17 protein-coding genes are annotated in these 19,114 nt (G+C 38.9%); 5 read left to right on the plus strand and 12 right to left on the minus strand.

The annotated features are described in order from the left end of the window. Nucleotides 1-6: 6 nt before the first annotated feature. On the minus strand, nt 7-1,317 hold the full coding sequence (gene lysA / locus RK01_RS07840; RefSeq protein ID WP_016172757.1) for a diaminopimelate decarboxylase: 1,311 nt from the start codon (nt 1,315-1,317) through the stop codon (nt 7-9). Then, entirely contained in the window at nt 1,301-2,464 is a 1,164-nt protein-coding gene (locus RK01_RS07845; protein ID WP_016172758.1) for a M20 metallopeptidase family protein, read from the minus strand. Before RK01_RS07845 ends, lysA begins: the two co-directional genes overlap by 17 nt. Nucleotides 2,465-2,802: 338 nt before the next feature. Between RK01_RS07845 and dapA the strand changes: the two genes are divergently transcribed. From dapA to RK01_RS07865, 4 genes are all read left to right on the plus strand, one after another. Further along, nucleotides 2,803-3,684 carry a 4-hydroxy-tetrahydrodipicolinate synthase gene (gene dapA / locus RK01_RS07850; RefSeq protein ID WP_016172759.1) on the plus strand — a complete coding sequence of 294 codons (882 nt, stop codon included), beginning with the start codon at nt 2,803-2,805 and terminating at the stop codon, nt 3,682-3,684. Nucleotides 3,685-3,836: 152 nt separating this feature from the next. Next, on the plus strand, nt 3,837-4,589 hold the full coding sequence (gene dapB, locus RK01_RS07855; protein ID WP_016172760.1) for a 4-hydroxy-tetrahydrodipicolinate reductase: 753 nt from the start codon (nt 3,837-3,839) through the stop codon (nt 4,587-4,589). A gap of 24 nt (nt 4,590-4,613) precedes the next feature. Beyond that, complete coding sequence (gene dapD, locus RK01_RS07860) at nt 4,614-5,327, plus strand: 2,3,4,5-tetrahydropyridine-2,6-dicarboxylate N-acetyltransferase (protein WP_016172761.1); 714 nt, start codon at nt 4,614-4,616, stop codon at nt 5,325-5,327. Nucleotides 5,328-5,575: 248 nt separating this feature from the next. Next, nucleotides 5,576-6,787 (plus strand): ammonium transporter, encoded by a 1,212-nt coding sequence (locus RK01_RS07865; RefSeq protein ID WP_016172762.1) that lies wholly within the window; start codon nt 5,576-5,578, stop codon nt 6,785-6,787. A gap of 131 nt (nt 6,788-6,918) precedes the next feature. On the opposite strand, the gene RK01_RS07870 is transcribed toward RK01_RS07865, so the two are convergent. The 7 genes from RK01_RS07870 to pfkB form a co-directional block, all read right to left on the minus strand. Next, nucleotides 6,919-7,872 carry a DHH family phosphoesterase gene (locus RK01_RS07870; RefSeq protein ID WP_016172763.1) on the minus strand — a complete coding sequence of 318 codons (954 nt, stop codon included), beginning with the start codon at nt 7,870-7,872 and terminating at the stop codon, nt 6,919-6,921. 14 nt (nt 7,873-7,886) lie between these two features. Beyond that, nucleotides 7,887-9,218: a DRTGG domain-containing protein gene (locus tag RK01_RS07875; protein ID WP_016172764.1), complete on the minus strand. Its 1,332-nt coding sequence runs from the start codon at nt 9,216-9,218 to the stop codon at nt 7,887-7,889. A 63-nt stretch (nt 9,219-9,281) separates the two neighbouring features. Then, nucleotides 9,282-9,965, minus strand: a complete 684-nt coding sequence (locus tag RK01_RS07880) for a metal-dependent hydrolase (RefSeq protein ID WP_016172765.1) — start codon at nt 9,963-9,965, stop codon at nt 9,282-9,284. A 266-nt stretch (nt 9,966-10,231) separates the two neighbouring features. Next, complete coding sequence (lacD, locus tag RK01_RS07885; RefSeq protein ID WP_016172766.1) at nt 10,232-11,203, minus strand: tagatose-bisphosphate aldolase; 972 nt, start codon at nt 11,201-11,203, stop codon at nt 10,232-10,234. An 11-nt stretch (nt 11,204-11,214) separates the two neighbouring features. Continuing rightward, complete coding sequence (locus RK01_RS07890) at nt 11,215-11,670, minus strand: fructose PTS transporter subunit IIA (RefSeq protein ID WP_016172767.1); 456 nt, start codon at nt 11,668-11,670, stop codon at nt 11,215-11,217. Between the two features lie 53 nt (nt 11,671-11,723). Further along, on the minus strand, nt 11,724-13,154 hold the full coding sequence (locus RK01_RS07895) for a PTS fructose transporter subunit IIC (protein WP_016172768.1): 1,431 nt from the start codon (nt 13,152-13,154) through the stop codon (nt 11,724-11,726). 41 nt (nt 13,155-13,195) lie between these two features. Next, a complete protein-coding gene (gene pfkB, locus RK01_RS07900) occupies nt 13,196-14,146 on the minus strand; it encodes a 1-phosphofructokinase (protein WP_016172769.1) in 951 nt (316 codons plus the stop codon). 160 nt (nt 14,147-14,306) lie between these two features. Between pfkB and RK01_RS07905 the strand changes: the two genes are divergently transcribed. Then, nucleotides 14,307-15,053 carry a MurR/RpiR family transcriptional regulator gene (locus tag RK01_RS07905; protein WP_016172770.1) on the plus strand — a complete coding sequence of 249 codons (747 nt, stop codon included), beginning with the start codon at nt 14,307-14,309 and terminating at the stop codon, nt 15,051-15,053. A gap of 71 nt (nt 15,054-15,124) precedes the next feature. Here the strand turns inward: RK01_RS07905 and RK01_RS07910 are convergent, their stop codons facing one another. The 3 genes from RK01_RS07910 to RK01_RS07920 all read right to left on the minus strand — a co-directional run bounded on the left by RK01_RS07910 (nt 15,125) and on the right by RK01_RS07920 (nt 18,989). After that, nucleotides 15,125-15,601, minus strand: coding sequence for a YbaK/EbsC family protein (locus tag RK01_RS07910; RefSeq protein ID WP_016172771.1), 477 nt, complete (start codon nt 15,599-15,601; stop codon nt 15,125-15,127). Beyond that, nucleotides 15,594-17,033, minus strand: a complete 1,440-nt coding sequence (locus RK01_RS07915; protein ID WP_016172772.1) for an MFS transporter — start codon at nt 17,031-17,033, stop codon at nt 15,594-15,596. Before RK01_RS07915 ends, RK01_RS07910 begins: the two co-directional genes overlap by 8 nt. Before the next feature lie 276 nt (nt 17,034-17,309). Further along, nucleotides 17,310-18,989, minus strand: a complete 1,680-nt coding sequence (locus tag RK01_RS07920) for a ribonuclease J (RefSeq protein ID WP_169391354.1) — start codon at nt 18,987-18,989, stop codon at nt 17,310-17,312. Nucleotides 18,990-19,114 lie beyond the last annotated feature (125 nt).

Raw genomic sequence — 19,114 nt, forward strand, 5'->3', positions numbered from 1 at the left:
ACGCCCTTATCTTTTTACTTCATTTTGAATCATTTGCGCATAAGTTTGTCTTTTCACCACTACTTCTGCTTGGCCGTCTTTTGTAAAAATTACTGCTGGGATAGGTAATTTATTATAGTTACTGGCCATGGAGTAGCCATAGGCACCAGTGGTAAAAGTGGCAAAAATATCGCCGGCGCAAACGTCAGGAACCGGTAAATCTTTTATCAATAAATCAGTACTCTCACACGCTTTTCCCGAAATCGTTACTTTTTGCGTTGGTTTTTCATCAACTTTATTGGCGACGACACCCGTATATTGCGCATGATAAAGTCCAGGACGAATATTATCGGTCATACCGCCATCAATACTGACATATTTTCTTAAACCGGGTAGCTCTTTAATTGCACCAATGGTATGAAGCGTAATTCCTGCTTCCGCTACAATACTACGTCCGGGTTCAATCACAATTTCTGGACGCACCAAATCATTTTCTAAACAAAAAGCTGCCGTGAGTTCCATCATAGGATCTAAAAAGTAGCGATACGGTTGGCGGATATCCTCTTTGGTATAACAAACACCAAAGCCGCCCCCAAAGTTTAATTCTTTGACCTGATAGTTATAACGCTTTTTAACTTCCAACATTAGATTTAACGCTACTTGAGTTGCAGCAAGATGGGCAGCATTATCACTTAATTGACTGCCAACATGAAAATGAAAACCATAAAACTCCAAGTTTTCCGCTTGAAAAACTTTTTCAATTTGCGGATATAAAACTGCTGGTTCTAAAGGGATGCCAAACTTGGAATCTTTTTGTCCTGTCGAAATAAAAGCATGGGTTTTCACATCGACTTCTGGGGTAATGCGAAACATAATGTGTGCCTTTTTACCCAATTGTTGACAAATCTGCTGAATTAAGGCGACTTCTTGTAAGCTGTCCACAATAATACGTCCGACACCATAGTCAATTGCCATTTCCAGTTCGGCTACTGATTTATTATTTCCATTAAATTCTATCCTTGCCGCCGGAAAATCAGCAGCGATTGCGGTATATAATTCGCCACCAGAGACAACGTCTAAAGAAAGACCGGCATCTTTAATTAATTGCAACATCGCAATTGTATTAAAAGCTTTACTGGCATATGCTACCCGGGTATTAGGATATTTATCTAAAAAATCATCTTTTAATGCTTGGCATTCTTTTAGAATCAAATTTTCATCATAGACATATAACGGCGTTCCGTATTTTTGAGCCAATGCAACAGTATCGCAATTTCCCCAATACAAATGGCCATTTTTATTTTGCTGTGGAAACATTTCTTCACGCACCTTCCTCATTTAACACTTCTATTAAGTCCACATAGCACTGAATCCCGCCCAACAAATTTTTTTCATCAAAACGCAACTTGCTACTATGAAGTGGATAGACGTAATCTTTTGCTTCATTTTTTATACCGACAAAGAAAAATAAGCCGGGAATTTTTTGTTGAAACATCGAGAAGTCTTCTGCTAATAAGTATGGCGGTGAAGTAACATAACTATCTCCTGCCACAACTTTTAAAGCTTCCACCATTTTCGCATCATTTTTTACAACCCGATACATATGGTTAAAATCGACTTCTGCATAGCAATCGTAAGCTTTAGCAATCTCACTTGCTAAAGTCGTTACCCGTGTTGTTAACGTATCGTAAACTGTATCAGAAAAGGCCCGTGTTGTACCGTGAAGTTCTACTTTTCCGGGAATAATATTCATCGCATCGCCACCATGAATTTCACCAAAAGTTAAAACGGCAGAATCAAGAGGACTTAAATTGCGGGAAACAATCGTATGTAAACCTTGAATAATCGCTGCAGCCGCTAAGATAGCATCTGCCCCTTGCTGCGGTTGGGCACCATGGGCACTTTTCCCATAGACTGTGATATTTACTTCACCATTACGCGCCATCATGCCCCCTTTTTTACAGGCGATCACGCCTTCAGCAAAGTCGGGGAAAACGTGTAAACCTACGATTTGTTCCACACCAAATTTATCTAAGACCCCTGCATCAATCATTAATTGTGCACCACCAGGGCCTTCTTCTGCTGGTTGGAAAATCAAAACAATCGTACCCCTAATTTTTTCAGGATGTTCGCTTAAATATTTCGCAAAGCCTAACATTGTCGCCATGTGACCATCATGACCACATGCATGCATCCGCCCTTTATGCTGTGAATAAAAGGGGACACCACTTTCTTCTGTCACGGGTAAAGCATCAATATCTGTCCGAAAGGCTAATGTTTTTCCCGGCTTATCACTGGCAAAGACCGCAACTAACCCTGTCTCAAGCACTTCATGAACTTCTTTTACTCCTAAACTAGCTAAAGCTTGCTTCAAATAGTAACAAGTCTTAAATTCTTGTAATCCCAATTCTGGAATTTGATGCAGATCTTGGCGAAACTTGGTTACTTCTGGTAATAGTGCCTGAATCTCTTCACGTATCTCCATTTGAATCATCCCTTTTTCTATTTTCACACTCGTGCAAAAGATTTTATTTACCTTTTTACCATTAAGAAATTTTATTTGTTCAAGAGAATCAGATGATTGAATTTTGTTAGTAGTTTATGCGCTAACAGATTTTCTTTTGAAGCTCATAATTTTACAACATTGCAAAAATATTCATTATATCGAGAATAACCTTTGCTATTTCTTGACATTATAGTATATTATTTTGTAAATAGTGATAAATACCGTATAAAAAATATTTTCTGAATATTTTCTTAATTTCTCTCTATTTTACCCAGAAACACTGTGAAAGTAAATATTTAAAAAAAGGATGTGTTGATATGGCAATTTTTAAAGGAGCTGGCGTTGCGCTTGTTACCCCAATGAAAGCAGATGGAACGGTAGATTTCGATAAGTTGAAACAATTAGTGGAGTGGCAAATTGCAAAAGGCATCGACGCTATCATCGCCTGCGGCACAACCGGAGAAGCCTCTACCTTAGTAGATGAAGAACATATTGCTGTCATTGAAACAGTTGTCAAACAAACAGCCGGTCGTGTTCCAGTTATCGCTGGTACCGGCTCAAACAATACACAACATGGCATTTACTTATCAAAAGAAGCTGAAAGAGTTGGCGCTAGCGGCTTACTAGTGGTTACGCCTTATTACAACAAAGCGACCAACAGCAGTTTAGTCAAACATTATGATGCAATCTGCAAGAGCGTCAATATCCCTATTATTCTCTATTCCATTGCCGGCAGAACAGGCATGAATTTGACCCCCAGTATGGTAGCAAAATTAAAAGAACTACCCAATGTCGTAGGGATTAAAGAAGCCAGTGGCAATATTTCTCAAGTGGTGGAGATTTGTACGCTGGCCGATGAGAATTTTGCCGTCTACTCTGGGAATGATGATCAAGTTCTCCCTTTTCTTTCTGTGGGGGGAGCGGGTGTAATTTCCACAATCGCCAATATTTTACCTAGTGAAACAACCCAGATGGTTCATGATTTTTTTGATGGCAATATAGCGAATGCAAAAAAAATGCAGCTCCAACAATTGCCCTTAATTCATGCCCTCTTTAAAGAAGTTAATCCAGTCCCCGTTAAAGCAGCGGTCAGCCTTTTAGGCAGATGTGAAATGAATTATCGACTGCCATTAGACAAACCAGAGGACGACACGTTACAATTATTAAAGACAGCCATGAAAAATCATGGATTAATTTGAATTAATTAGTAATAAAGATAAAAGATTTACTTTTTTGCTAGAAGTTAGCACAGTAAAATAGTAAGTAGGGATAATCTTTAGACAGGCTGTTCCTTTTGGTTCAGCTTGTCTCTTTTGAACAATCTTTTAATAAATTATGAGAGGAGTATTTCATGAAAAAAGTGATTTTAAGTGGTTGCCATGGTCGTATGGGTCAAGTCTTGCAAAAGCTGATTGATCAACATTTGGACTTTGAAATTGTGGCCGGTATTGATCACACACCGCAAAAAAATGCTGCTTTCCCCGTTTATGCCTCCTTAGAGGAAGTTGCGCAAACAGCAGACGTTGTAATTGATTTTTCTCATTATAGTGCAGTCTCCACTTTAATTAAAAATTGTGTGACCAAAGAATTACCTTTAGTGGTGGCAACTACTGGTTTATCAGCTGATACAAAAGCCATGTTCCCAATAGCCAGTCAGGTCATTCCAATATTTTATTCTGCCAATATGTCTTTAGGCATTAATGTTTTAATAAAAGCATTACAAGCAGCTGCCCCAGCTTTAGAAAGTGATTTTAATATTGAAATTGTCGAAAAACATCATAACCAGAAAAAAGATGCACCTAGTGGAACGGCTTTATTATTGGCTGACAGTATTAACCAGTCACTTACTTCACCAAAAGAATATCTTTTTGGCAGAGCAGGTAACGATTTGGAAAATGACTTCAATCAAATGGGGATTCATGCTGTTCGCGGGGGGACTATTCCTGGGGAGCATACGGTAATTTTTGCCGGGCCTGATGAAATTCTAGAATTTAAACATACCGCTTTATCCCGGGATATCTTTGCCAATGGCGCCATGAAGGCTGCTGAATTTTTAATCAACCAAAATGCCGGTTTATACAGTATGCAGGATTTATTAGCTTAAAATTATTTACCAGGAGGTTTTTTTATGTCCGATTTACATTTTACTGACCCGTATGTTCTTGCAAAATATATTAAAGATGCAGAGAAAAAAACACCCGTCAAAGCTTATGTACGAGGTAATTTTGGCGGTTTAAGCCATGATAAAATAAAAATTTTCGGAGATTACAATTCATGGGTACTAATTGGTGACAACCAAGATATTCAAGAGTTTTTACAGAAATACTCAGAAAAAATTGAAGATCTTTATCTCGAAAATGATCGCCGCAATTCAGCCGTTCCCCTCCTAGATCTCACCAAAGTTGAGGCTCGAATTGAACCAGGTGCTTTCATTCGTGATGAAGCGGTGATTGAAAAAAATGCAGTTGTCATGATGGGAGCTGTCATTAATATTGGTGCCGTAGTAGGTGAAGAAACCATGATTGATATGGGTGCGATTTTAGGTGCGCGGGCAACCGTAGGTAAACGGGCACACATTGGCGCAGGTGCTGTCTTAGCAGGGGTTTTAGAACCACCTTCTGCTGATCCAGTTGTCATAGAAGATGATGTTTTAATTGGCGCAAATGCTGTCGTTTTAGAAGGTGTACGCGTGGGGCAAGGGGCTGTCGTTGCCGCCGGTTCTGTCGTAACGCAAAATGTTCCAAAAAGCGCTGTCGTCGCTGGTTCTCCGGCAAAAGTTATCAAAATGAAAGATGAAAAGACGGCTGGCAAAACAGAATTTTTAGATGATTTACGGGGCTAATCTCACTATCATAAAAAGTTTGCTGGTAAAAATTTTCTTAAGTACTTTATTAAAGGAGCGATTTCCTTTGATAAGGTGCTTTTTTATCGTCAAATTGGTGGCATTAGTTTCGATTCTCTATTTTATGTAAAGTTTCCTAACACGAATAGTGATTAATTTTCAGAAAATTTGTGAAATTGCCACGAAATACTGGTAATACCCGAAAAACCGTGTTACGATTTCTAACATAAAGAAATGGAGGAATGCATATGAACACTGGGAATGTTGCTTTTATTGTCATTTGTACTGGTTTAGTTTTCATTATGACCCCTGCTTTAGCTTTTTTCTATGGTGGACTCTCTCGACAAAAGAATATTTTAAACACTATGATGATGTCGATTTGTACCTTGGGACTTGCCTCTATCATCTGGGTTTTAGTTGGCTACAGCCTTTCTTTTAGTGGTGATGGATTATTCATTGGTAATTTGGATAAATTATTTTTCCAAAATGTTTCTATGACAAAAGGAGATGGCATCCCCGAAGGACTTTTTGCTGCTTTTCAAATGATGTTCGCTTTAATCACTTCTGCTATTTTAACTGGCTCGGTGGCAGGCAGAATGCGTTTTTCGGCGATTTTTCTTTTTTTAGCGGCTTGGTTAATCGTAGTTTATGCGCCTATGGCTCATATGGTTTGGGGCGGCGGTTTATTAGATAAACTTGGTTCAGTGGACTTTGCCGGTGGCAATGTCGTTCATATTAGTTCAGGAATTTCTGGTTTAGTGCTCGCAATTGTACTTGGTAAGCGTAAAGAAAGCGGCCATGTTCCTCACAATATACCTTTTGTTGTTTTAGGTACAGGTTTATTGTGGTTAGGCTGGTTCGGTTTTAATGCTGGTAGTGCATTAGCCGCAGATGGCCTGGCCATTCACGCTTTACTTACAACAAATACAGCAGCTGCTGCAGCGATGCTTTCATGGATGGGCTTAGAAAAAATACGCCATGGTAAACCATCAATTGTGGGTTCTTGTACCGGCGCTGTTGTTGGTCTAGTCGCAATTACACCAGGGGCAGGTTTTGTCTCGATTCAATCAGCATTATTAATCGGCTTACTCGTTAGTCCAGTCTGTTACTACGGAATTAGCTTCGTGAAAGAAAAACTTGGCTTTGATGATGCATTGGATGCCTTTGGCTGTCATGGAATCGGTGGAATCTTCGGCGGCATTATGACAGGTATCCTTGCAGATCCTGCCATCGGCGGTCAGACGGGATTAATTTTTGGACAGTCTAATTTATTTATCGTTCAAATATTAAGTATCCTTATCACGATTGCCTTTGCGGGTACCATGAGTTATATCATTATTAGCATTATAAAAAGATTCATGCCTTTACGTGTTTCCCAGACAGACGAATTACAAGGTATGGATCAATGTGAACATAATGAACAAGCCTATAATACTGCTTTAGGTTTAGATTTAGACTAGTCTAAATACGGATATTTCCCCAAAATTTCAACAGGAAAAAATACACTTTCTAACATTGGCCCTCCTCCACAGCAAGTGTTGTGATAACGGGTTAGTTTAGAAAGTGTATTTTTTGATAGCACTCTATTTATTTACTGCTGCCGATAATTGCGACAAGCTGCCTGAATTTCTTGATATATTTCAGCAACTTCAGCCAAGTCTTTGGCATTGGCCCCACTGGCTAACGGATGCCCACCACCATGATGACGTTTCGCAATTTCATTGATAACCGGTCCTTTTGAACGCAACCGTACCCGATAATAGCCTTCAGGTTGTTGCACAAAAATCCCCCATGCTAGCGTAACATCAATTGTGCCAGGTAAAGAGACGACATGCGACGTTTCTGAATCCACCACTTGAAATTCATCCAATAACGTTTGCGGTAAAATAACGCGTCCTGCACCATTGTCGTCAATTTCAATATTTTCGTAAACATAACCAGAAAGTTTCGCCACTTTTAACGAAATTTGTTGCAACTCGCGATTTAATTTCGCTGCATCAAAGCCAAAATCTAATAATTTACCGGCAATTTCCAGCGTATAAGAAGTCGTTGCCGGGTACAAAAAGCGTCCCGTATCGCCAACAATCCCCGCATATAAAAGACGTGCAGCTTCTACACTAATTTTTAAAATATCGGGAAATGAAAAAGCAAAGTCGGCAATCATCTCACTACAGCTGCTGGCTTTTGTGTTGACCCACACTAAGTCACCATAAGGCTCATCATTAGGATGATGATCAATTTTGATTAACTTTGCCCCCTTAGCATATCGTTGATCACTCACTCGCGGCGAATTTGCTGTGTCGGTAACAATTACTAGTGCCCCTTTATAAAGTTCATCTGGCACTTCATCCATTTCTGCCAAATAATTTAATCCTTCAACAGGGCCACCAGCTTGATAAATTTCTTTTGCGGGAAAACTGGCCCGTAACACTTCAGCTAGTCCTACTTGTGATCCTAATGCGTCAGGATCTGGGCGCATATGGCGATGGATAATAATTCGATCATATTCTTCGATTGCTTTTAAAATTTCGTGTCTAATATTCATTTTCTCACCTTAACTTATGGACGTTCCAATACTTGGCAAGTAACAATTGCCAACGCCGCTAATGTATTTTCTAAATAAACTTCAATTTCCAACTTGGCACTGCGCCGTCCTAATTCCAACATGCGCGTGTGAATCGCGATTTTACTTTCTAATTGAATGAGTCGCAAATAATGTAAATTCACTTGTTCAATCCACGTATTACGCCGTTGTTGTTGTAACAAAGCGCGCTTAGCGGCATTGGCAACAATTTCATTTAACACGCCAAAAGAAATCGTCCCCACCTCATTGACCATTTGCGGTGTAACTGTAAAAGTATAATAAGGTTTTTCAAGCTTATTACCCTCATTATCTTGATCCACAAGTTGGATATCACCGGTAATCTGATCGGAAATAGTGTCGGCAATCTGTGGTTGCCGTTGCACCAATTGCATGGCTTTCATCACATCTTGTCGGGAAACTAATCCGACTAAACCTAAATCATCTGATACCACCGGCATTACTTCTAAGCCATCCCAAATCATTTGATGGCTAACCGAAGCCACACTCATTTCGCGTTTTACATAGCTGATTTCTTTGGTCATTACGCGCTCAATCGCTTGATTATCTTGTCTTTCCAAAATATCTTTGGGCGTCACAATACCTACCAGACGCATATTTTTGTTCACTACAGGAAAACGTGAATGAGTTGTGCTTTCTGCTAAGCGCTTATAATCTTTCACTGTGGCTGAAATATCCAAATAAGATGTTTTCTCTAAAGGCGTGAAAATATCACTTACGAGCATAATATCTTTTTTGATCAATTGATCACTTAGGGCACGGTTAATCATTGCCGCAACGGTAAAAGTGTCATAGGTGGTGCGCAGAATCGGCATTTCAACTTCATCGGCCAACCGACAAATTTCATTGGTGGTATCAAAACCACCAGTAATTAAAACTGCAGCGCCTTCTTTTAAGGCTAAACGGTGCACGCCCTCGCGGTTCCCTACAATCATTAAAGAACCCGGTGTGATATAACGCGCCATTGCGTCTTCTTTCATAGCACCAATTACGAATTTGTGCAAAACCTTATCTAATCCGGCTTTGCCCCCTAAAACGTCGCCTTCAATAATTTGGACAACTTCGCCAAAGGTTAATCGTTCAATATTTTTCTTTAATTTCCGTTCAATTCTAATGGTGCCGACGCGTTGAATTGTGGAAACTAACCCGATATTTTCTGCATCTTTAATTGCGCGGTAAGCCGTGCCCTCACTAACATTCAGCGCTTTAGCAATGCCCCGCACCGAAATTCTATCCCCCACGGGCAAGCTTTCGATGTGAGCCAAAATCAAATCATGTTTTGTTGCCATTTTCCCACTCCTAGTTATGGTGTAAAATTTTCTATCCAGCGCTTATTAATTGCGTGGTTTCTTTTATAAAGTAAAGCTATCCCCCACTGTCATCACTTTGCCCACACCAGCTGGTAAAAGAGCAACAAAAGCTTGCGGGTCTTGTTCAATTAATGGAAATGTATTGTAGTGAATAGGGACTACTTGTTTGGCTTTTAATCGTTTAGCCGCTGAAGCTGCTTCTTTTGGCCCCATAGTGAAATTATCTCCGATTGGTAAAAAAGCCACATCGATGTTAAAAGCTTCACCAAAGAGCGCCATATCACCAAAATTTGAAGTATCACCGGCATGGTAAATTGTCTTGCCTTCCGCTTGAATAATAAAGCCAGCAGGTTCGCCTAAATACAGCATTTGACCATCTACTTCATAACCTGCACTATGCTGAGCATGGACCATTTTCACCTGTCCAAAAGGAAAATCAAACTTCCCACCAATGTTCATTCCATGTGTCTTTTTCACACCATTTTTTTCTGCAAAAGTACACAATTCCACCATTCCAATAATCGTGGCATCACAATTTTTGGCAATGGGAACCATATCGCCAACATGATCGCTATGTCCATGTGTCACTAAAATATAATCTGCTTTTACTTTCTCTGCGACTAAATCTGTTTTAGGGTTATCCGTGATAAACGGATCAAATAATAAATCAGTACCATCATCCAGTTTGATAGCGATTACAGAGTGACTGTGATAAGTGATTTTCATTGATGCTCCTCCTTAATAGACAAAATAAAACTAATACAGTTTTCACTTTTCTATTGTAACAGACTTAAACAGAAAAAAGCACGAAAAAAAACATAGTGAACAGAAATTTTTCTATACCTCTCTCAGTTTATAATTGCTGTAACAGAAATACACGGGCTACAATAATTTTATACGGATACATTTTTTGAAATTCTCTCAAAATGTTATCCATTTGTGGCAATAATAAAAAAGAACCGTCAAATATTGACGGTTCCCCAATTTTTTTCTTAGAATTTAACGGGTGTAGCTGTAGCTTGTAGTACTTCGTTTAGTTCTTCGATATTTTTGCGTCCTTGTGTACGCATCCATTCTTTAGCAGCTTCTTCTCCTCCTGTAATGAACGATTCCACCCCATTGGCCCAAGTTGCCCGACCACATAAGACACCATTGAAAGTTGAACCTGCCTCTTTGGCAAATTTCAATGTTTCTTGGAATAATTCTGCCGAAACACCGGCTGATAAGAAGATAAATGGTAGATTCGTTGCTTCTGATTGTTCTTTGAAGTAAGCCATTGCTTCTTCTTTGGTATACGCCACTTCGCCTTTAGCGTAACCTTCCACATAGTTCATATTAACTGGTACTTCCATTTTCAATACATCGACGCCATAACGTGGTTTAGAAAATTCTTTCATCATTTCAATAACTTTGTGCGGTTTTTTCACAGCATATTCTTTAGTGCTGGCGTCAGAATCATTGGCATCATAAGAAACGAGCTCTAAAAAGAATGGTAAATCTTCCGCCGCACATTCTGAACCGATCCGTTCCATGAAAGCTTTCTTTTGGTCGTTAATTTCATCACATTCATCCACATCGTAGTAAAGCAAGAATTTACAAGCGTCAGCCCCTGCTTCTTTAAGACGTTTAACCGACCAGATAGACAAGATGTCAGGTAAGCGACCAGGTGTTGAAGCGTCATATCCTGTTTTTTCATAAGCTAATAATAACCCAGCATTTTCAGCTCTTACTTTAGCTGCTGGTAAACCATATTCTGGGTCAAGTAAGATAGAAGAAGCATATTGGGTTAATTCAGAGGAGACAATTTTTTTGAAATCTTCAATTTGAACACCTTGCGCTTCTGTATCTTGGTACTTATTAATCATTTTCTTTAAAGCGCCCCGTTGATCGATGGCGAGTGCGGAAATCACGCCATTTTTGTCACTTAATTGTTTGATAAAGGCTTTTTTTGCTTCTGTTGTCATAAAAAATCTCCTTAAATTTCTGCTAATTTACTGTTTAATAATGCTGCGATTTCTTCTGGGTTCGTAGCAGCTTTTAATCCTTTGGTTACATCTTGATGCATTAAAAGACGGGCCACACTGGATAAAAGTTTTAAATGCGTAGTTCCAGCTTCAGAGTCGGGAATAAATAGTGCAATAATAAAGTCTGTTGGGCTCCCATCTAAACTCTGCCAATCAATTGCCTTATTCAAACTCACAATGAGAATATCAGCATCTTTAATACTGGCATCTTTAGCATGGGGAATAGCAAAACCATCCATCATACCAGTAGTCCCTTCTGCTTCGCGTTCTAATAATTTTTCATATACTTTATTTTCGTCATTTGAAAGTCCTAATGCAGTAGCTTTTGCAGCTAAGAAGTGCATAACTTCATCTTGGGTAGTCAAATTTTCTTTTAAAAAAATATGGTCTGTTTTGATTAAACTCATGGTTTTCACCTTTCTTAAAAAAGCTGCAGCAGTTTCCTGCAGCTTTTATTTCATTACGCTTGTACTTCGATTTTGGCTTCTGCTTTTTTGGTTGCTTCTTTTGTTACGCGGCTTTTTTGAATTAGTCCGAGAATGACGCCCCCAACAACAGAACCAACTAAGATGGCAAATACCCATTGTAATTTTCCATCAACTACTGGTAATACGAGAAAACCGCCATGGGGTGCAGGGACTTGGACACCAAACATATACGTTAAAACAGCCGCAATAGAAGAACCTAACATCATCGTTGGTAACACACGCAACGGGTCTTTAGCAGCAAAAGGAATGGCACCTTCTGTAATATGTGTAGAACCTAAGATAAAGTTAACCAAGCCGGCATTACGATCATTAGTTTCAAAATATTTGCCAAAGAACAATGTTGCAAAACCTGTAATAAGAGGCGGTGCGATACAAGCTGCTGAAACACCTGCCATAAAACTACTGTTTCCTTGTGCTAACAACGCTGTACCTGTAACATAAGCAGCTTTATTGACGGGACCTCCCATATCAAAAGCACACATACACCCGACAATAATTCCTAACACTAATGGTGAAGAATTTTCAAAGCCTGATAAAAAGCTCATCATTCCTTCATTAACAGTTTTCATCGGACCAGCAATTAATGACATGATTGTACCAACGACAGCAACACCAATCACCGGATATAAGAAAATTGCTTTTAAACCATCTAATTGCTTTGGTAAAACTTTTAACAAACGTTGCAATAATAAAACAAAGTATCCAGCTAAGAAACCGGCAAAAATCCCACCTAGAAAACCAGCTCCACCAGAATTAGCTAATAGACCGCCGACAAAACCGACAACTAAACCCGGACGTTTGGCAATTCCTTCTGCGATATAAGCTGCCATAATGGGCACCATCATCCCCATCGCCGCATCGCCAATTGATTTGAACATAGCAGACGTTGCATTGTAGGTTGGATCGTTGGGATCAAAAGAGTAAACACCCCAAATGGCAAAAGAAACGGCAATGATTACCCCACCAGCCACAACAAAAGGCAACATATGGGAAACACCATTCATCAAGTTTTTATAAATGCTACGACCCAAATTCATTTGACCAGACTCTGTAGGCGTTTCTTCGATAGTATTGGCAAGTGCAGAAATTTTTCCTTTTCCAGCAAGAGCATCATCAATTAATTGATCGGCTTCTTTAATGCCTTTACTAACAGAGACATCAATAATTCGTTTACCGGCGAAACGTTCGGCATGAACATCTTTGTCCGCTGCAATAATAACGGCATCGGCATTTTTGATTTCTTCAGGAGACAGCTCGTTTTCGACCCCTACTTGTCCATGTGTTTCCACTTTAATTGTAATTCCTTTGCGTTTTGCGGCTTGCTCTAAGGCTTCTTGAGCCATATAGGTGTGGGCAATACCTGTCGGACAACCTGTTGCTGCAATAATTTGATATTTCGCCATTTTATACTCTCCTCATTTCTTTTTATCTTTTTTAATTGCTTTTAGACTGAAACTTCCACGTCGCTACTTTTAAGTGTTTCAATTTTAATTTGTTCTGCCAGCTGACTTACATCAGAGAAATCCGTCAACCCTTTACGAAAAGCGGTTGAACTACCAGCAGCAATAGCTTTTTTCAAGGTTTCTGCTGGTGGCTGATCACTAATCATGCCTGCAAGAAACGTAGCGAGTAATGTATCCCCCGCACAAGCAGTATTGACTACTTGACCTTTGGGTGAATTTCCGATTAAAACCATTTCTTTACTAATAAATATGGCGCCATCCCCGCCTAAAGAAAGTAAAACATTTTGAGCCCCCGCTGCTATCAGACGCTTGGCATAAGCCAAGTAATCTGTTTTTGTTTGTAATTGGACGTCATACCAGGCAGCTAATTCTTCTTCATTGGGCTTTAGCAAAAAAGGTTTATAAGGTAGACATTCTAAAACTTCCTTATAGCTACTGTCGATAATGAGTTTGACGTTTTTTTCGTCACAGATTTGGCTGATAGCTACTAAAATTTCAGGTGATACTCCTTGCGGCAGACTGCCTGAAACACATAAATAATCGCCTGGTTGCAGTATTTTTTTTAGCGTTTGCAAAAACTCAGTAATTTTTTCGGCAGGAATTTCCGGCCCTTTATTGACTAATTTAAATTCTTCGCCAGTTTCGTTTACTTGAGTAAAAACATTAATCCGCGTCATACCGGGAACTTCAATAAAATGAGTGCTGATTGCTTTTTCCTTTAAAAAATCGTTGATATAGTGTCCGGTAAAACCGGCTTGAAAGCCTAATGCGGTATTGTCTATTCCCAATTGTTTTAAAATTAATGAAACGTTAACCCCTTTGCCATTGGCTTGAATGTCATCATCTTGCGTGCGATTAACAGTATGCGGGTGCATCGTATCAGTTTCAATAAATAGATCTATTGCTAGGTTTAAGGTACATGTATAAATCATCTTGCCCCTCCTTTCATCCTTATTATGCAATAGGAAACTATGTAAATGTTTTCAGATATGTTGGGAATAGCTGAAAAATTTTTCACTTTTAGTAAGCGCTGTACATCAGTTTGATATAAAGTTACAATAATAACAACTACTAATTGGAAAGGATATCCTCATGGACCCACGATTAAGTGAATCAGAACAGTATTTATGGGATTTCATTCAAAAAAATATAACAAATATCCCTCACTATTCCATTGTTAAATTAAGCGAATTAGCCAATGTTTCGACTGCGACTATTGTCCGTACCATGAAAAAGAAAGGGTACGAAGGTTTTACAGCTTTCAAACATTCTTTAAAAGAAAAAGAAAATACCAACATCAATTTCTCCCATTTGGACAAAATCGATGAAGGTATTAAAATGGCTATTTTAAAAAATGAACAAGAGGTTATTCGGACTATTAATATGATTGAAATCGGCAATATTGAAGATGCAATTCAACGCATCCACGCAGCTAAGCGGATTATGATTTTTGCCCGCGGCTTTTCTGAATTAATCGCCCAAGAAATGATGGTCAAACTGCAGCTTACTAATAAATATTGTGAACTTCATACCGATCCTAATATTATTCGCAATATTTCCCGTAAACTCACCAAAGAAGATGTTGTTATCTTTGTTTCCTTAAATGGCGAAACTGAAGAATTGGTAGTTGCGGCTAAAAATTGTTACGAAGCGGAAATTGGCACAGTGCTACTTACTGCTAGTCGCCACTCTTCTTTAATAGAATATATCGAAATTCCTTTTATTGGCTTTAAATCAGAAGGCTCCTTTTTTCCAGATTATGAGGTACGCTCGCGCCTGCCGCTTTCTATTATGGCCCGTATTCTGCTCGACTCTTATGCATTGCGGACAGCCAAGTAATCATGTAAAAAACAAAAACAGCTATCCTGTATGCCAAAAGCGCAAAAGGATAGCTGTTTTTCTCCCAAAGATTAAGCCGATAAAATATCTGCTTGAATCGGTGCGATTAATGTCAGCAAGTCATTCACCTGGACTTTAACACTGTGACCTAATTCCCCACTGGAAACAATCACTTCTTCATGTGCCAAAATACTGGTATCAAAAATTTGAACATAATCTGGATGTTGCATGAAAATCCCGATTGGCGTATTCGCACCATGAGGATATCCAGTTGCTGCTAAGACATATTCCATTGGCGGAAAGCCAACTTTACGATTACCCGAAGCTTTGGCGGTTTTTTTATAATCCAACCGCCCATCTAAAGGAACTAAAGCAATTACCGTTCCTGTTTTGTTTCCTTTTAAAACCAAAGTCTTGTAAATTGTCGTCACAGTTAACTGTAATTTTTCAGCTTCTGCGCGACCATTTTCTTCATCACTTACATCAAAAGTAAAACTTTCAAAGGGTACATTTTTTGCGATTAAAAATTCTTCCACTGCATTAGACATGTTTTCTGATGCCTCCTTGTTTTTTCACGCGATAAAGCGTCAAAAGCAGCGCCACTAAACAAAGTAAAAAGGAACCTAGGAAAGTAATTTTCATCCCATAAATAAAGACATCTGGCCGGTTGGCAATATAGGTTGTTACGCGTTCCCCCATTTTAGAACTCATGGCATCATATAAAATTGTCGTTGCCATTGAAATCCCGATAACCATCCCTAAATTACGGGCAAAAGAGTTCAAGCTACCCGCTACCCCCAGATTTTCTTTGGTGACACTACTCATAACCATCGTGTTATTCGGGGATTGGAATAATGAGTTCCCCAATCCCATGATAGCAGTTGCAATCACGTAATACCACAATGGTGAATCAGCATGCATAAACATATACATCAACTGGGTAACCGACAACATTCCTAAGCCAATTAAAACTAAAATTTCTGGTCCGATTTTATCTGTTAAATACCCACTTAAAGGAGAACCGATCACCATTAGAAATGGAAAAACCATCATTAAAAGCCCAGCATAACTAGGTGAAAGACCCCGAGCGCTTTGTAAGTAAAATGGAATCACGACATTGACAAAAAAGTTGGAAGAAAAAATCAGCAATGCCGTAATTAAGCTCATGGTAAATACTTTATTTTTGAAAATGCTAAAAGTAATTAAAGGTAATTTAACTTTCTTTTCCACATATAAAAAGACTATAAAACTAATAATTGCCAAAGCAAATAATACTAAAGGAATCGGGGTTAAAAAGCCATGTTCTTGTCCTAAAAAGACCCCGCCAAAAAAGGTCATGATTGTAGCCGCAATCGCAGCAAAACCACCCATATCAATTTTTTGCGCGCTTAATGTAATATCTTTTGGTAAGAATTTTTCACTAATCACCATAGTAATAATCCCCACCGGTACATTAATCCAAAAAATATAAGCCCATGAAAAATGCGCTAAAATCAAACCACCTAAACCAGGACCGGCAATAGATCCTAAAGAAACAAAAGCACCAATCATTCCCAGTGCCCGACCTCTTTCATTCATTGGAAAAACTTCTGTAATAATCCCTGTATTAGTCGCCATAGTCATCGCAGCACCTAACGCTTGAATTACACGGGCAAACAACAAGAAAGCCAACGAATGATTAAATCCACACAGTAAAGAGCCAATCACAAAAATTAACGTGCCAATCCGATAAATTTTAATTTTGCCCCAGCTATCCCCAATTTTCCCGAATAACAATAAACAGGCACAAACCATCATTAAATAAATCGAAACAATCCATTCAGATTGATTCATTGGTACTTGCATATCTTTTGAAATAGTCGGTAAGGCAATATTGACAATACTCCCATCCAAAGTGGACATAAAAGTAAACATCGAAACTGCAACTAAAATCCACCAGCGATTTTTTTGAACCACTTTATCTTCTTGATATGTATGCATGTAAAACTCCCCTTATTAGAAAATAAAACTTGTTGCTCAGACAGCTATCTTGCGATCAAAAAGCGTCACTAAAATAGTATAATCGTTTTTCAGAAAGATTTCATAGATTTTGTTTAAAAAATAAGAAATGTTTTGTAACTAGACTGCAGTTCTCAAGTATACAGCCCAAATTTACAAAAGTATTGCGTTGGTTTGGCTTTCTTGTCAAAACTTATAGCCCTTCAAACATACAAAAAAAATCACTGAAACCTTTTATTTGGTTTCAGTGATTTTTGCTTATCTTCTTTTTTGGCGTTGGGAAGACTCCATAATAACCGGTAAGATAACGGGGCGACGTTTTGTTTGTTCAAACAAATAACGGCTTAAACGATCCCGAATGTCTTGTTTTAATTTACTCCATTCAAATTCTTCATCTTGCAAATGTTTTTCTACAATTTCACTGACCATTTCGGCACTTTCACGAATTAAATCGCGGCTGGCTTTAACGTAGACAAAACCACGGGAAGTAATTTGAGGGGAAGAAACGATTTTTTTCTCCCGCCGATTAATGGTGACCACCGCAATAAAGATCCCGTCTTCTGATAAAATCTTGCGATCCCGTAACACGATGTTGCCAATATCGCCGACACCAATGCCATCAATCAAGACATTTTCCGCTGGAACCGAACCCGCTTGAATCATTTGCTCATTTTTATATTCTAAAATATCACCACGAGCTGTAATAAAGATATTTTTCAAAGGAATTCCAGTTAATTGCGCTAGCTCAGCATGGGCAGCAAGTTGTCGATATTCCCCTTGGATGGGAATCAAATATTTTGGTTTCAAAAGATTTAACATTAATTGTAAATCATCAGGATTAGCATGGCCTGAAACCCGCATATTATCCGAAATTTGTTTCACTGTGCCGCCAGCTCGAAAGACAATATCTTCTGTTTTTGCCACAGTGGTTTCCATTGCGGTTGTTGGCGTCGTGGTGATATATACCAAATCGCCTTCTTGAATCCGCAGTGTCCGATGTGAACCATTGGCCATTCGTTGTAAAGATTTAATCGGTTCTCCCATTCGGCCAGTTTCTAAGACGATAATTTCTTCTGGTGGATAGTTTTTCATTTCTTTTTGGGTAATAAACAAATCTTCATCCGGAACTTCTAATTTGTTTAATTTCATCGCTGTCCGAATAATCCGACCAAAATCTTGCCCGGTTAAAACGACTTTCCGGTTGCAACGATAAGCTGCGTTTAAAACTTGTTGTACCCGTTGTAAATTGCTGGCGACACCGGCAACGATGATGCGCCCTTCCCAATACTTAATCGTGTCGTACACTTCATCGGCAATTTGTCGTTCAGAAGCGACAGGTGTTGGATTTTCAGCATTGCTTGAAGTGCTCAAAAGTGCTAAAACTCCTTCTTTGCCAATTTCAGCAATACGGGCAAAGTCTGTTTGATACATTGGCACTGCCGCTTGATCAAACTTAAAGTCGCCAGTATAAACAATATTTCCTACTTTGGTTTTTAACGTAATTCCAACGGAGTCGGGAATGGAATGGGTCGTTCTAAAAAAGCCCACTGTGGTTGTGCCAAAGTCAATTTCCGTATGTTCATCAATAACGTGAAATTCACGGAATTTTTTTGTGGCTTCATTTTTGTGAACACCAATTTTTGCCAATTCAATTGTTAATTTCGTACCAAAAACAGGAACCTCTACTTTTTCCAAAAAGTAAGGCAATGCGCCAATCGCATCCGCATGTCCATGGGTTAAAAAGACTCCGACAACGCGATCTGCATTTTCTTCTAAATAGGTAAAATCAGGAATGACCGTGTCAATTCCCAGTAATTCATTTTCAGGGTATTTCAACCCACAATCTAATACATAAATATCATCTTCCACTTCGGCGATGTACATATTTTTACCGTTCTCACGAACGCCGCCTAGTGGAATGATTTTGATGTTACTCAAAAACATTCACCTCTCAAAATTTTTTCTATATAAATAGTTATTTACTTTTCTGTGCCCAACTCGCCACTGTCCATTATACACTATAACGCTACAAAAAGTTGCGGCAAACTGCTAAATTCTCGTGG

It is taken from the genome of Enterococcus dispar ATCC 51266 (assembly GCF_000406945.1).
Lineage (GTDB): Bacteria > Bacillota > Bacilli > Lactobacillales > Enterococcaceae > Enterococcus_C > Enterococcus_C dispar.